The 13,005-nt window shown below is 55.0% G+C and carries 13 protein-coding genes, 1 tRNA gene and 3 pseudogenes; 14 read left to right on the top strand and 3 right to left on the bottom strand.

Annotated elements, in window-relative coordinates; all coding sequences use genetic code 11:
- Positions 1-86: 86 nt before the first annotated feature.
- Positions 87-457, top strand: a pseudogene (locus tag TKWG_RS12340) (GNAT family N-acetyltransferase).
- 68 nt (positions 458-525) lie between these two features.
- Here TKWG_RS12340 and TKWG_RS12335 read toward each other — a convergent pair.
- A complete protein-coding gene (locus TKWG_RS12335; RefSeq protein WP_014751150.1) occupies positions 526-915 on the bottom strand; it encodes a SirB2 family protein in 390 nt (129 codons plus the stop codon).
- 266 nt (positions 916-1,181) lie between these two features.
- Here TKWG_RS12335 and TKWG_RS12330 point away from each other — a divergent pair, with 266 nt between their 5' ends.
- The 9 genes and pseudogenes from TKWG_RS12330 (at position 1,182) to TKWG_RS12295 (ending at position 8,887) form a co-directional block, all read left to right on the top strand.
- Positions 1,182-1,697 (top strand): TSUP family transporter, encoded by a 516-nt coding sequence (locus TKWG_RS12330; RefSeq protein WP_238534165.1) that lies wholly within the window; start codon positions 1,182-1,184, stop codon positions 1,695-1,697.
- A complete protein-coding gene (locus tag TKWG_RS24980) occupies positions 1,645-1,899 on the top strand; it encodes a TSUP family transporter (protein WP_238534164.1) in 255 nt (84 codons plus the stop codon). The genes TKWG_RS12330 and TKWG_RS24980 overlap by 53 nt, the downstream gene beginning before the upstream one ends.
- 161 nt (positions 1,900-2,060) lie before the next feature.
- Positions 2,061-4,511, top strand: a pseudogene (rnr, locus tag TKWG_RS12325) (ribonuclease R).
- Positions 4,512-4,612: 101 nt separating this feature from the next.
- Positions 4,613-5,347 carry a 23S rRNA (guanosine(2251)-2'-O)-methyltransferase RlmB gene (rlmB, locus tag TKWG_RS12320; RefSeq protein WP_014751148.1) on the top strand — a complete coding sequence of 245 codons (735 nt, stop codon included), beginning with the start codon at positions 4,613-4,615 and terminating at the stop codon, positions 5,345-5,347.
- Between the two features lie 19 nt (positions 5,348-5,366).
- A pseudogene (locus TKWG_RS12315) lies at positions 5,367-6,610 on the top strand (cystathionine gamma-synthase family protein).
- A 197-nt stretch (positions 6,611-6,807) separates the two neighbouring features.
- Positions 6,808-7,080 carry an HU family DNA-binding protein gene (locus TKWG_RS12310; protein ID WP_014751147.1) on the top strand — a complete coding sequence of 91 codons (273 nt, stop codon included), beginning with the start codon at positions 6,808-6,810 and terminating at the stop codon, positions 7,078-7,080.
- A 342-nt stretch (positions 7,081-7,422) separates the two neighbouring features.
- A complete protein-coding gene (locus tag TKWG_RS12305; protein ID WP_014751146.1) occupies positions 7,423-8,355 on the top strand; it encodes a DUF808 domain-containing protein in 933 nt (310 codons plus the stop codon).
- Positions 8,356-8,411: 56 nt separating this feature from the next.
- Positions 8,412-8,487, top strand: a tRNA-Val gene (locus TKWG_RS12300).
- 148 nt (positions 8,488-8,635) lie between these two features.
- Positions 8,636-8,887 carry a hypothetical protein gene (locus TKWG_RS12295; protein ID WP_014751145.1) on the top strand — a complete coding sequence of 84 codons (252 nt, stop codon included), beginning with the start codon at positions 8,636-8,638 and terminating at the stop codon, positions 8,885-8,887.
- A gap of 129 nt (positions 8,888-9,016) precedes the next feature.
- Here TKWG_RS12295 and TKWG_RS12290 read toward each other — a convergent pair whose 3' ends face one another.
- Both TKWG_RS12290 and TKWG_RS12285 read right to left on the bottom strand, forming a co-directional pair.
- Positions 9,017-9,241 carry a hypothetical protein gene (locus TKWG_RS12290; RefSeq protein WP_014751144.1) on the bottom strand — a complete coding sequence of 75 codons (225 nt, stop codon included), beginning with the start codon at positions 9,239-9,241 and terminating at the stop codon, positions 9,017-9,019.
- Between the two features lie 61 nt (positions 9,242-9,302).
- Positions 9,303-9,620, bottom strand: coding sequence for a hypothetical protein (locus tag TKWG_RS12285; RefSeq protein ID WP_014751143.1), 318 nt, complete (start codon positions 9,618-9,620; stop codon positions 9,303-9,305).
- A 304-nt stretch (positions 9,621-9,924) separates the two neighbouring features.
- On the opposite strand from TKWG_RS12285, the gene TKWG_RS25995 reads away from it, so the two are divergent.
- The 4 genes from TKWG_RS25995 (at position 9,925) to TKWG_RS12275 (ending at position 13,003) form a co-directional block, all read left to right on the top strand.
- Entirely contained in the window at positions 9,925-10,056 is a 132-nt protein-coding gene (locus tag TKWG_RS25995; RefSeq protein ID WP_264300239.1) for a hypothetical protein, read from the top strand.
- The gene (locus TKWG_RS24035; protein ID WP_014751141.1) at positions 10,053-10,436 is read left to right on the top strand and encodes a metallophosphoesterase family protein; all 384 of its coding nucleotides are present in this window, start codon (positions 10,053-10,055) and stop codon (positions 10,434-10,436) included. The genes TKWG_RS25995 and TKWG_RS24035 overlap by 4 nt, the downstream gene beginning before the upstream one ends.
- 107 nt (positions 10,437-10,543) lie before the next feature.
- Entirely contained in the window at positions 10,544-11,059 is a 516-nt protein-coding gene (locus TKWG_RS24030; RefSeq protein ID WP_014751140.1) for an exonuclease SbcCD subunit D, read from the top strand.
- Positions 11,060-13,003 (top strand): AAA family ATPase, encoded by a 1,944-nt coding sequence (locus TKWG_RS12275; RefSeq protein WP_014751139.1) that lies wholly within the window; start codon positions 11,060-11,062, stop codon positions 13,001-13,003.
- The last annotated feature ends 2 nt before the right edge of the window (positions 13,004-13,005 follow it).

The following is a 13,005-nucleotide window of genomic DNA, read 5'->3' as shown; positions in this document are numbered from 1 at the left end:
AGCCCGATACACCCAGGAACGCGAACAATGCGCAAGCAACCGTGTTGCGCGTTGACAACTGGGACGCGCTCAAAGACCATGCCGCGATGGTGCGGCACGAAGTGTTCGTGATGGAACAACAGGTGCCGCCAGAGCTGGAAATGGACGAGATGGATGTGCAATGCATCCATGCCGTCGCCTACGACGCGCAACAGCGGCCGGTAGCGACAGGCCGGCTGCTGCCCGACGGTCATATCGGTCGCATGGCGGTGCGCAAGATCGCCAGAGGCACGGGCATTGGCGGGCTGGTATTGCAGCGCCTGATTGAGGCAGCGCGCGTGCGCGGTGACGCCGAGGTGGTGCTCAGCGCCAGGTTCATGCCATGGGGTTTTATGCGCGTTACGGTTTCGTGGCCGAAGGCGAAGTCTATATGGATGCCGGTATACCCCATCGCACAATGAGTTTGCCGCTAGCCTGACCGGGTTTGCTATCCGGCAGGCAATGGCTCTCGTGTGGGAAGGGGCAGGGAGCCGACTGGCAGGTAGCTTACGCGCCCAGGGCGGGACTGAGCCACGACCATGGGCTATGCTTGATGGCGGCGCCCATGATATAGATGAACGTGAGCACTGCAAGCACCGCAAACATGGCTTTTTGTCCGGAAGTACGGGCTCGTTTGATCGCCATGGTGCCCAGTACGATATACAGCACCAGCCCGATCAGCTTGGCCACAATGAATGCCTGCATGCCGATGAAAGACAGCAGGTACAGGCCACAGACCAGTAACAGCGTATCAATCACATGAGGCGCGATGCGCACAAATGGCCGCGCCAGCAGCGCTGAACCAGAGATTGACCAGCCGGCGCGCAAAATAAAAAAAAGCAGACTCAAAATGGCGAGCGTCATGTGAGAATGTTTGACCATCAAATAACCGGACATACGGCAGCTTCCTGGTAAATACCTGATTTGCGGCAGATATATTGAGTAAAAGATCGGCCTGGTGTCCACGACTGCGGATACCAGCCTTTTCCGTGAATATTGCAGTGCTCATTTTACCTTGGATAGGCACAATTTCCGGTATAGTTGCAACGCTGCCTGTTCGTATTCTATCCCGTCAGGTCAGCATCACCGGACAGGGTAGCAGGTGTTCAACATGGAAGTAGAGCTGGGCTGGAACGTTTTTCTCATTCTGTTTTTTTGTGGCCATGCTGGCCGGTTTTGTAGATGCACTGGCCGGCGGAGGCGGACTTATTGTTATTCCGGTCATGATGCTGATGGGCTTTCCGGTGCTCAATGTGCTGGCAACCAATAAACTGCAGGGTAGTGTGGGTACGCTTGCGTCCTCTCTGACCATGATGCGTCGCGGCGTTATTCAGTTTCGTGAACTGCGCGTGCCGGCCCTCATGTCTTTTGCGGGGGCGTGTCTGGGCACGGTGCTGATCCAGATGATCGACCCAAGTGTGCTCGATTTCCTGATTCCTCTTGTGCTGCTGGCCATCGGGCTGTATTTTTTGCTCACCCCTTCGGCCGGGCAGACAGAAAGGGCCGCGCGCATCGGCGCCAAACCTTTTGAGTTAGGCGTGGTGCCGGCCATTGGTTTTTATGACGGTTTTTTCGGACCAGGCGCGGGTTCTTTTTTTTTCCCTGGCCAATATTACGCTGCGCGGCATGCATATCGTCAAGGCGTCGGGCGCGGCGCGATTATTCAACTTTGCCAGTAACGTCGCCTCGGTCGCGGTGTTCATTGTGGGCGGCCAGGTGCTGTGGCTGGTTGGCGCGGTCATGATTTGCGGTCAGATCGTCGGCTCGATATCAGGCTCGGTGGTGGCAGTCAATCATGGCGCTCGCCTGATTCGACCATTGATCGTGGTGGTCTGTTTTGCCATGGTCATCCGGTTTCTGGTGCAGCGGTTCTGGGGCTGATACAGCCGCAGGTGGAGGCACCGTGATTGTTTTGTCTTATCGGCCAGTGACCTGTATTTGAACAAAGATGGCAGATTAATGTAATAGAATGGTGATAACCTAAAGCTCAAAGGCCCCGCAAGGGCCGGTGTGCAACTCATCCAATCTTAAAGAATTTACGCATGGCAACGAGAAAAAAATCAGCTAATACCCAGCAGTCGTCGCTGCCGCTGCCCGAACCCGGTCACGATTACGATCCGGATGTCCCGTCACGGGAAAATATACTCAGTTTGCTGCGTGGCGCAGACAAGCCGCAATCCTTGCAACAGCTTATCAATCACTTCAATCTGACCCGGCAAGGGGGGTAGACGGGCTGGAGAAACGCCTGGCGGCCATGCAGCGTGACGGACAGCTGGACAATATGCCACAAGGCTGGCAGATCACAACAAAGCCCAAAGACTATGTAATCGGACGCGTTCAGGGACATCGCGATGGTTTTGGCTTTCTGATTCCTGACGATGGCGGCCAGGATCTGTTTCTGTCGCCAAGGGAAATGCTTAAGGTACTGCATGGCGATCGGGTCCAGGTCAAGCCTACCGGAGAATACCGTGGCAAGCCCGAAGGCACTATTGTCGAGGTGCTGGAACGCAGCACCAACAGACTAGTAGGTCGTCTGCTGCAGGAGCAGGGTATATATGTGGTGGCGCCTGAAGACCAGCGCATCAAGCATGATATCCTGGTGCCTGCATCGGACGTGGGCGGCGCCCAGCATGGTCAGGTCGTCACGGTTGAAATCGTGCAGCAGCCTACCCGCCACACCCAGCCGCTAGGGCGTATCATCGAAGTGCTCGGGGAAATTGACGATCCGGGCATGGAAATTGAAATTGCGGTACGCAAGTTTGATGTGCCCGTGGGGTTTTCCGAAGCGACGCTGGCGCAGGCCGATGCCTTGCCGGAAACCGTGATGCAGCGGGATCTGAATGGCCGGGTTGATCTGCGCGACGTACCTTTTATTACAATCGACGGCGAAGATGCTCGCGACTTTGACGACGCAGTCTACTGCGAGCCGGTCAATATCGGTACAGAACAGCGGCGGCGCAAGGGATGGCGTCTGCTGGTGGCCATTGCCGATGTCAGTCATTATGTGTGTCCTGAAGACGCCATTGATTCCGATGCGTTGGCGCGTGGTACCAGTGTTTACTTTCCGCGGCGTGTCATCCCCATGCTGCCCGAGAAGCTGTCCAATGGATTGTGTTCACTCAATCCTCAGGTAGATCGCCTGGTGCTGGTGTGCGACATGGTGATCCCAGCTACCGGCGCCAAGGCTGGTACGGTTGCAGCCTATCAGTTCTATAATGCGGTCATCCATTCGCATGAACGCACGACCTATACTCAGGTCTGGACAGCGCTGCAGCAAATTGACGGGCCCACTGCCCGTGCCTTAAAGCACGTGTTGCCACATATTCAGGACCTGTATACGCTCTATCAACTGCTGGACGGCACGCGCAAGAAGCGTGGCGCGATGGACTTTGACACCATCGAAACCAAGATCATCAGCAATGAACTGGGCAAGATCGAGCAGATCGTCCCGCATGTGCGCAACGATGCCCACAAACTTATCGAGGAATGCATGCTGGCCGCCAATACCTGCGCGGCTGAGTTTGTCAAGACTAATAAGCGCCTGGGCCTGTATCGTGTGCATGAAGGGCCTACACCGGAAAAACTGAAAAACCTGCGCGAGTATTTGCGCACACTGGGCTTGTCCTGGCCGGGGGCGACGAACCCAGCGGCAAAGATTACGCCGCGCTGCTGGATGCGGCGCGGGCTCGCCCCGATTTTCAAATTATCCAGACCATGGCGCTGCGCTCTATGCAGCAGGCGATCTACAGCCTGATGATGCCGGGCACTTCGGCCTGGCTTATCCCAGCTATACGCATTTTACGTCGCCGATCCGGCGCTATCCGGATCTGCTGACCCATCGTGTCATCAAGGCCATTCTGGCCAAGCGCGCCTATGTTCCGGAAACGGCTGGCGTGGCCTGGGTGGAAGGCGAGTCACGTCAGCAGCATGAACATGCCCTGTGGGAGAAACTGGGAGTTGTGCTGTCGGCCTACGAGCGGCGTGCCGACGATGCTTCGCGCGACGTTGAAGCGTGGCTCAAATGCTGGTTTGTACGCGAGCATGTGGGCGAAGTATTTAGCGGCAAGGTCACCGGGGTCACTTCCTTTGGCTTGTTCATCACGCTCGATACGCTTTATGTCGAAGGGCTGGTGCATGTGTCAGAGCTGGGGACCGATTACTTTCAGTTCAATGAAAGTCTGAATGAATTGCGCGGCGAGCGCACCGGCAAGAAATACCGGTTGACCGACAGTGTGCAGGTACAGGTGACGCGCGTGGATCTCGAAGCACGACGCATTGAGTTTGCCCTGGTCAAAGGCATTACGTACGATTCTCTGCGCAAGGAAGCCCAACGCCAGGATACGCCGCCGCGTCAACCCAAGCGAGCTGCCAAGCCCAAGCCGGCCGGTATCAAAAGCCGCGGACAGCAGGCGCTTGAGCGTCGGGCTGCGGCAAAAAAAGCCGGTAAAAAGGCTGCACAGCCTGCCGGCAAGAAAGCATCCCGCCGTCGCTGATCCCTTACGATATCAGCGATTCGGCCATCAGGAGCCCGATGTGTGTATCCGCCTTGGATCAGCGCATCGGGTGGTAAATATATTGAGTTCAGGAACCTATTATGTCTAGCCGTCAGATACTGGCAGGATTTCATGCCGTGACCGCAAGAATGCGTCATGCCGCCGATTCCATTCGGGAAATTTATATAGAAGCGTCGCGTAGCGACAAGCGCATGCAGAGCCTGGTTGACCTGGCCAAACAACATGAAATCAAGGTCATTCCCGTGTCGCCAGACCGGCTTGAAGGCCTGGCCAAAGGCGTGCGTCATCAGGGCGTGATAGCCGTGGCGGACCCCAAACAGCTGGCGGTCAACGTCGATGATGTGCTCGATGTCATTACCGAGCCGGCGCATCTGCTGATCCTGGACGGCGTGACCGATCCGCATAATCTGGGCGCCTGCCTGCGTACTGCAGATGCGGCCGGCGTGCATGCCGTGATCGCGCCCAAGGATCGCGCGGTCGGGCTCAATGCCACCGTGCAGCGGGTCGCTTGCGGTGCAGCCGATACCGTGCCCTATATCATGGTCACCAATCTGGCCAGAACGATGCGGGCGCTGAAGGACCGGGATATCTGGCTTGTCGGTACCGATGATGAGGCCTCCAGCGACATGCACGCGGTTGATGCCCGAAGCGCGGTGGCCTGGGTTATGGGGGCCGAGGGCGAGGGTCTGCGGCGGCTGACGCGGGAAACCTGCGATCAACTGGTCCGGATCCCCATGCTGGGGTCTGTCGAAAGTTTGAATGTAAGCGTTGCCAGTGCGGTCTGTCTGTTTGAAACAGTCCGTCAGAGAAAGTAATTTTTATCAGAGATGCAATATGAAGGAAAAACAGCTGACCACAACTGTGTTGCACGCCGATCGGCGTGATCGTATAGAACACGGAGCGATCCATAAGCCCATCCATGTGTCGACCGAATACGCCTATGATGATGCGCGTGAACTGGCCGCGGTATTCCAGGGCAAGCCTGGATACACCTACGCCCGTCAGGGTACGCCTACAACGGCGGCGCTGGAAAACAAAATTACCTTGCTGGAGCAGGGCAAGGGCACCGTCACCTTTGCCACCGGCATGGCTGCGCTAAGCGCCATCTTCCTGACGCTGCTGCGTAAGGGCGACCATCTCATTTCCAGTAGTTACATTTTCGGCAATACCAACAGCCTGCTGGGTACGCTGACGCAGTTCGGTATCGAAATCACGTTTGTGGATCCTACCGACGCTGCCAGCATCAGCTCGGCAATCCGGCCCGAAACGCGCATGGTGTTTGTCGAAACCATTGCTAATCCGGGAACTCAGATTGCCGATCTGGAGAATATCGGTTTGCTGTGTCGCGACCATAATTTGGTGTACGTGCTAGACAATACGCTGACCTCACCGTATCTGCTCAAGGGCCGCGATGTACATGCGGCGCTGGTCATGAATTCCTTGTCAAAATATATCTGCGGTCATGGCAATGCCCTGGGTGGTTCGGTGACCAATACCGGGCTGTATGACTGGTCGACCTATGCAAATATTTACGATGACTATAAAAAAGGCAGTTCCGACAGCTGGGGATTGACCCAGATTAAAAAGAAAGGGCTGCGCGATATGGGCGGGACCTTGTCTGCTGAGACTGCGCACAAATCGCCGTCGGCGCCGAAACGCTCGCCCTGCGTATGAACCAGGCGTGCTCCAATGCATTTGCACTGGCCCGGTTTTTGCAATCCCATCCGGCAATTGCGAGCGTGCGTTATCCCGGACTGGCCGATCATCCGCAACACGAACTGGCCACAAGGCTTTTCGCTGGCCGTTACGGCGCACTGCTAGGCGTAGAATTGATTGACAGCATTGATTGTTTTGATTTTCTCAATGCGCTGGACGTTGTTATACTGGCAACGCATTTGGGTGATTCGCGGACCCTGTCGCTGCCGGTGGCGCACACCATTTATTATGAAATGGGTGCACAGCGGCGCGCGCAAATGGGGATCGCAGATAACCTGTTGCGAATCTCTGTGGGCATTGAAGATGAAGTTGATCTGATCAATGATTTTGCTCAGGCGCTTGATCGCTGCATGGGGAAATAGACAAGGCAAAATCGGTTTTTTATACCGTGCCGGGGTGTATGAAAAAAAACACAATATTTCGTTTTTGATTGAAATTTGTTAAAAAGCTAATAAATATGCGGCTGTTGCCAGGTTTTTTTCTTGACAGCCATTGATTTAGAGGCGATTATATTCCGGATGAATTAACCATCATAATTTACTAACTTGGGGTTGTCTGAATGAACAAAACAGAACTCGTTGAATACATTGCTACCAAAGCAGATATCTCTAAAGCTGCTGCTGGCCGCTCTCTTGATGCCGTTATCGCTGCTGTTAAACAACAGCTGAAAAAAGGCGGTACCGTAACTCTGGTTGGCTTCGGCACTTTTGCCGTTTCTACCCGCGCTGCTCGCACTGGCCGTAACCCACGCACAGGTGAAGCCATCAAAATCAAGAAAGCTAAAGTGCCTAAGTTCCGTCCAGGTAAAGCACTGAAAGACGCTGTCAACTAATTCATCGTTGAGGGCGGGTCGCCGCTGCACAAGGCAGCAGGTTGACCGCAAGTAAACAAAAAGCCGGTTGCTTGAAAAAGCAGTCGGCTTTTTGTTTGTTCGTTACGATGCCTTGGCGTTATTGATGTTGTTGCTACTGCCTGAAAAGGTGTCTTGTTTAACGGATTGCGACGACCCATGGTGTAATCGCAGCTTGCCCGGAAAACGATGATTTGCAAAGAAAAACCTTTATTATTTTCGCCAGACTCAAGTATTATTTTAGCTGGCGTAAAGTTATTGCATTGCTACGGGTCGATCTTGTGTCGATAGCCGACACCTACAAATACCAAAATGGGGAACATTATGGCAGCAGGAAGCCTACTGGCGTTACTGGACGATATTGCAAGTGTGCTGGATGACGTGGCGCTGATGAGCAAGACCGCCGTCAAGGGGTCCGCCGCGACATTTGACGATGTCGCCGTGTTGGGCAAGACCGCCATGAAAAAAACGTCGGGTGTGCTGGGCGATGATCTGGCATTGAATGCGCAGCAGGTTACGGGCGTCAATCCCGACCGCGAACTGCCTGTTGTCTGGGCCGTAGCGAAAGGGTCGCTGCTCAATAAAGTCATTCTGGTGCCGGCCGCGTTGCTGATCAGTTATTTTATTCCGTGGCTGATTTTGCCGCTGCTGATGCTCGGTGGTGCATTCCTGTCATTCGAGGGGGCGGAGAAGGTCATTCATACATTCTTTCACAAGGGCAAAGAAAAGCACGCAGGGCAGGCTGTGCCGCTGGATGAAAAAACGAAAATCAGCGGAGCCATTCGTACCGACTTCATCCTCTCTGCCGAAATTATTGTCATTTCGCTGGGCGTGGTGTCCAGCGAACCCATCATGACCCAGGTCATTATTCTGAGCGTGATCGCATTGCTGATTACGGTCTTTGTTTATGGGCTGGTTGCCGGTATTGTCAAGCTGGACGATCTTGGGCTGTATCTGTCCAGTCGGCGAAGCAGTATCGCCCAAAAAATAGGTCAGGGCATTCTCTGGCTTGCCCCATATCTGATGAAATTGCTGTCCATTGTCGGCACCATTGCCATGTTCCTGGTTGGCGGCAGCATCATTTTGCATGGTATCCCCGGCGCCGAGCACTGGCTCGAGTCTATTCTGCCGGGACACGGTGCCGGCATGCTGAGTGCTATCCTTACTTTACTGGCGCACTTTGTGATCGGTCTGATTGTGGGCCTGGTTATTGTTGCTGTAGTGTCACTTTTTCACAAAAAAGAACATGCGGCGTAAAAAATGCTTGCATTGTTCTTCGGACCTCCTTATAATTTAATGCTTAGTTGATCGACGGGTGCTTAGCTCAGTTGGTAGAGCGGCGCCCTTACAAGGCGTAGGTCACAGGTTCGACCCCTGTAGCACCCACCAATCCGAAGGTCAATTACCAATACGAATTAAGGGTTTGCGAATTTATCGTAAGCCCTTTTTTGTTTTTCAGTGTTGCTCATATTTAGCCGTTGCGTGGCAGCTGCTGCAAGGCCTGTGTCGAGCTTTTCAGTGTATTTAGAAAGGCCGCATGGTTGTCATTGATGCGCTCACCGTTAAAGCGATAACCGTTAAAGCGATAACCATTAAAGCGATAACCATTAAAGCGCTCATCATTAAAGCGCTCATCATTAAAGCGCTCATCATTAAAGCGCTCATCATTAAAGCGCCAATGGCCACAATCATCGCAACCGATACGACGCAGCGCAAAAGGGTAGCACGCACGTCAAGTCCGTTTTTACCAGTTTATCCAAACGTAAAAAAGCCTCTACATTGGTCCTGAGGAAAAACGCAAGCAATGGTTTGATTAAATGCGGGCGGCAGCGCGGCAATCTGTAGTAAAGGAAATTCTCTCACGCCTGGTTGCACATCTGCCCGATCACTATTTGCGGGCAGTGTACAACCAAGGGACTCAGACGAGGTCGAACCAGCTTTTGAGCAGTTGCACCGATTCGGCGTCACCGCTTTGCGTATCGGGTCCCTGAATATCCATGATTGCATTCTGATCTACTGCGAACGATTGGTTGGCAATTTCCTCGGCGCGGACCATAAACGCGTCACGGGCAGTGCCGGCTTTGGCGACAGCATCAAGGAAGGTGCTGAGCGATTCGCGGCCATGTTCATTCAACTTATACATAAATCATTCCTTTTGATAGGTGCAATAAGGTATAGGCAGTCTACCATCAACCGGGAATGGATTAACCTGGTGTTACGTTCTTTTGCAGGACGGTGAGCAGCGAAGCGGCCACGTTCTTCAGGTCGTGGCTCAGTGGCGCCACTTCCAGTTCGAAGCGGCCCGCTTTGCGCAGATGTCGGCGCAGCTGTTGTAAAAATTCAATATCAAAGATATAGGCCGTGGAGCCCGGGCTGTGCTGTACAGCGCAATCGTCAGGATTGACATAGCAGTTGCCGGTGGAGTCTATATGCGAAGCCTGATTACTATCCACAATGATTTTGACAGCGTTGCTGGCAGTGGATACAGAATATGATGGGGATGTTGGGGCAGAAATACTCATTGAGCGCTCCTGTTTAGCTGGTTTGACCGAATGTCGGGGCAGCAAGTTGGACTAAATTCCCCCATACAGACCTTCGTTAGAAGACTGCAATGAATTTATATTATTGCAGGCCGTATCCGGCTGTCAACCCATCAGGCTGGAATCGCCAAAATTAGTAGCGTACAAATGCACGGATGATAAAGGATTACTGACAGGATAAGATAGAGCCTGTCGGGTTCGCTGGCCCCAAACAAATTTGGATCGGCCACGGTGCCAGGCCGGCAGTCCTGGTCATTTTGTCTTTTTTTTTGCGTTGTTGTGCTTCATGAAATTTATCCATACCTCCGATTGGCATCTGGGTCGATCACTGTGCAATCATCCGTTGCTGGATGATCAGGCCCATGTTCTGCAGCAAATTGCAGACTATGCCCAGCAGCATCAGCAGATGCGCTGGTGATTGCCGGCGACGTATACGATCGTGCTGTTCCGCCAGCTGGCGCAGTGCGACTGCTGAACGATTTTCTGAACCGCATGCACGGCCTGAATATTCCAGTTGTAATTATTCCGGGTAACCACGACAGCGCTGACCGGCTGGGCTTTGCAGCGACCCCATTGAATGCGTCCGGAGTACATATCATCGCCGATTACGAGCAGATGCTGCAGCCGGTTGTGGTCGAAACGCAAGCGGGGCCCTTGTACTTTCATGGCATTCCCTATACCGATCCGATTCAGGCGCGAGTGTATGCGCAGGAGCCCATTGATAGCTATGAGCAGGCGCACCGGTATCTGATTGAGCGAATTGCCCAAAACCAACCGACCCAGGCATTCATGTCCTGATCTGCCACTGCTTTCTGGCCGGCAGCCAGGAAAGCGAATCGGAGCGCCCGCTGGCTGTCGGCGGCGCCGACCAGGTTCCTGCGGCGCTGTTTGAGGGTTTTGCCTACGTGGCGCTGGGCCACCTTCACGGGGCTCAGGCCTTTCGGCAGGGGCGTATACGTTACAGCGGCTCGCCACTCAAATATAGTTTTTCCGAAGAAAAACACCATAAAGGCGTACTGCTGGTCGATATCAATCAGGATGGTGTCGCGGCGGCGACGGCGTTGCCGCTGCATCCGCTGCATGATGTACGCAGCATCGAAGGCAGGCTGGACGATCTGGTTCGCGCGGCACAGACAGACGCGCACTGCGATGACTATTTGCTTGCCAGGCTCACCGATGATCACGCGATTCTTGATCCCATGGGAAAACTGCGGGCGGTCTATCCGAATTTGCTGCAAATGGAAAAACCCCAGTTATACCAGGACGAGACGCAGCCGCTGATGTCGGCAGCCAGGCTGCGTCGCGATGAGTTTTCACTGTTCTGCGATTTTTTTGAACAGGTCAGCGGGCAGCCCATGACACAGGCACAAAGTGCAGCCATGCAGGATGTGGTCGATAACGTATTGAAAAGGGAAGTATAAATGGTTCCCTTATATTTGCATCTGCAGGCCTTCGGACCCTTTGCCGACGAGCAGAAGCTCGATTTCACGCAACTGGGGTCTAATCCGCTATTTCTGATTAACGGACCAACCGGGGCCGGCAAAAGTACCTTGCTCGATGCCATCTGTTTCGCCCTGTACGGAGAAACCACGGGTGGTGAGAAAGATCCGCGTTCGCTGCGCTCGGATCTGGCCGATCCGGCGACGGTGGCGCGTGTGGTGTTCGGCTTTCGGCTTGGAGGCAAGGTATACGAAATCCAGCGCCAGCCCGCGCAGCGGGTTCCCAAGACCCGGGGCAGCGGTCTGAGGGAGATCGCAACCGAAGGCACCATGCTTGATCTGACGGACGCCACCCCCAAGGTGCTTGTAGCAAAAAAGGCCGGGCAGATTACCGATTATGTAGAAAGCCTGACAGGATTGAAAGCTGAGCAGTTTCGCAAGGTCATGGTATTGCCGCAGGGCAAGTTTCGCGAACTGCTGCTGGAAACCTCGCTCAAGCGCGAAGCCCTGTTTGCGCAGCTGTTCCAGACCGATGTTTTCCGGCAGATCGAATTGCAATTGCAGGAACGGGCCAAAGATATTCGCACCCGTCGCGAGGCCAATGAGCTGCAGATTGCCGGGTTGCTTGAGCAGGCCGATATTGCGGAGGAAAAGCTGCTGGCCGCCGATATTGCCGAACTGGTTTCATCCGAAGCGTTGGCAAGAGCCCGTCGTGCCGACACGGCGGATCTGCATATGCGCGCTCAGCGCAAGATCGACGAGGCCCGGCGGATACGCACACAGTTTGAACAACGCGATGCGTTGGCCGCGCAGCTGGCACAGCTGGAGCAGCGTCAGTCAGCTGTCGCCGGTCAGGAGGGTGCATTACGCCAGGCCCGTGCCGCGGCTCAGTTGCGGCAATGGCATGATGGCGCAGAGCAAATCAGTCAGCGCCTGGCTCTGACCCAGGCGCGCCTGGCAGATGGCCAGTTGCGCCTTGAGGCGCTCACGCAGCAACTGGCACAGGAGAAAGCGGACCAGGCAACCCATGCGATTGCCTATGAGCAGACCGCTGCGCTCAATGTTGAACGCGGTCGCTTGCAGGCGCTTTTTCCCAAGGCGCAGGAGTGGCATCGCCAGCAGCAGTTGCTGGCTACACTGAATGCAGATCTGACCCAGGCGCGCCTTGCGTTACAGGCCCAGACAGCAGAGCAGCAAGCCAGACTGGAACGAATGGCGGGTATAAAGCAAGAGCATAAGGCATTGCAAGCAATGGTGGCGGCGTTGCCAGAGCAGAGTGTCGTGGTGGCGCACAACAAGGCGCGACTGAGCGAGCGACTTGCCTGTGACGCACTGGCCGGGCGCTTGAAGGCGCTGCGTGATGAACACGCTGCAGCGGCAAACGAGCAAGGCCGCATGCAGAATGGCTTGCGGTCGGCCCAGCACGAACAGGACCGACTGGAGCTGGCCTGGCACCAGAGTCAAGCCAGCCGTCTGGCCGCCCGCCTCCAGCAAGGGCTGCCATGCCCGGTATGTGGCAGTGTTTCTCATCCAGCACCGGCACCGTCGGATGGACACGAGATCAGCGACCAAATGTTGCGCCAGGCCAGGCAGCACGTACAGGCGGCGGGCCAGCGACTTGCTGCTCACGAGGCCCGGTTGACGCAACTGGCGCGTCAGTGCGACGAGGTGCAGACCGAACTGGACCAGCGCCGGCAAGCACTGGGACAGGATGCACACTCGGATCTGGTGCAATTGCAACGCAGATTCAAGGAACAGGAGTTGCAACTGCAGGCGAGTCAGAGCGCGCGTCAAAAGCTGGATGAAGGCATGCGCTTGCTGGCGAGGCTGGAGCAGGATCAGCAGACGCTGGAACAGACCCTGACAGGGCTTCGCACCCGTCTTCAGACCTTGAGCGTGACACAGGCAGCCAGCAAGCGACGGTAAGC

This window comes from Advenella kashmirensis WT001, from assembly GCF_000219915.2.
Classification (GTDB): domain Bacteria; phylum Pseudomonadota; class Gammaproteobacteria; order Burkholderiales; family Burkholderiaceae_B; genus Advenella; species Advenella kashmirensis.
The sequence above is the reverse complement of the archived record's forward strand: the minus strand, read 5'-3'. Positions and strand labels throughout refer to the sequence as shown.

Excerpts from the sequence above, each read along its gene's own strand:
- TKWG_RS12335 (WP_014751150.1), bottom strand. The coding sequence starts at position 915 with ATGTCCGGTTATTTGATGGTCAAACATTCTCACATGACGCTCGCCATT.
- TKWG_RS12330 (WP_238534165.1), top strand. The coding sequence starts at position 1,182 with ATGCTGGCCGGTTTTGTAGATGCACTGGCCGGCGGAGGCGGACTTATT.
- TKWG_RS24980 (WP_238534164.1), top strand. The coding sequence starts at position 1,645 with ATGCATATCGTCAAGGCGTCGGGCGCGGCGCGATTATTCAACTTTGCC.
- rlmB (WP_014751148.1), top strand. The coding sequence starts at position 4,613 with ATGTCTAGCCGTCAGATACTGGCAGGATTTCATGCCGTGACCGCAAGA.
- TKWG_RS12310 (WP_014751147.1), top strand. The coding sequence starts at position 6,808 with ATGAACAAAACAGAACTCGTTGAATACATTGCTACCAAAGCAGATATC.
- TKWG_RS12305 (WP_014751146.1), top strand. The coding sequence starts at position 7,423 with ATGGCAGCAGGAAGCCTACTGGCGTTACTGGACGATATTGCAAGTGTG.
- TKWG_RS12295 (WP_014751145.1), top strand. The coding sequence starts at position 8,636 with ATGGTTGTCATTGATGCGCTCACCGTTAAAGCGATAACCGTTAAAGCG.
- TKWG_RS12290 (WP_014751144.1), bottom strand. The coding sequence starts at position 9,241 with ATGTATAAGTTGAATGAACATGGCCGCGAATCGCTCAGCACCTTCCTT.
- TKWG_RS12285 (WP_014751143.1), bottom strand. The coding sequence starts at position 9,620 with ATGAGTATTTCTGCCCCAACATCCCCATCATATTCTGTATCCACTGCC.
- TKWG_RS25995 (WP_264300239.1), top strand. The coding sequence starts at position 9,925 with ATGAAATTTATCCATACCTCCGATTGGCATCTGGGTCGATCACTGTGC.
- TKWG_RS12275 (WP_014751139.1), top strand. The coding sequence starts at position 11,060 with ATGGTTCCCTTATATTTGCATCTGCAGGCCTTCGGACCCTTTGCCGAC.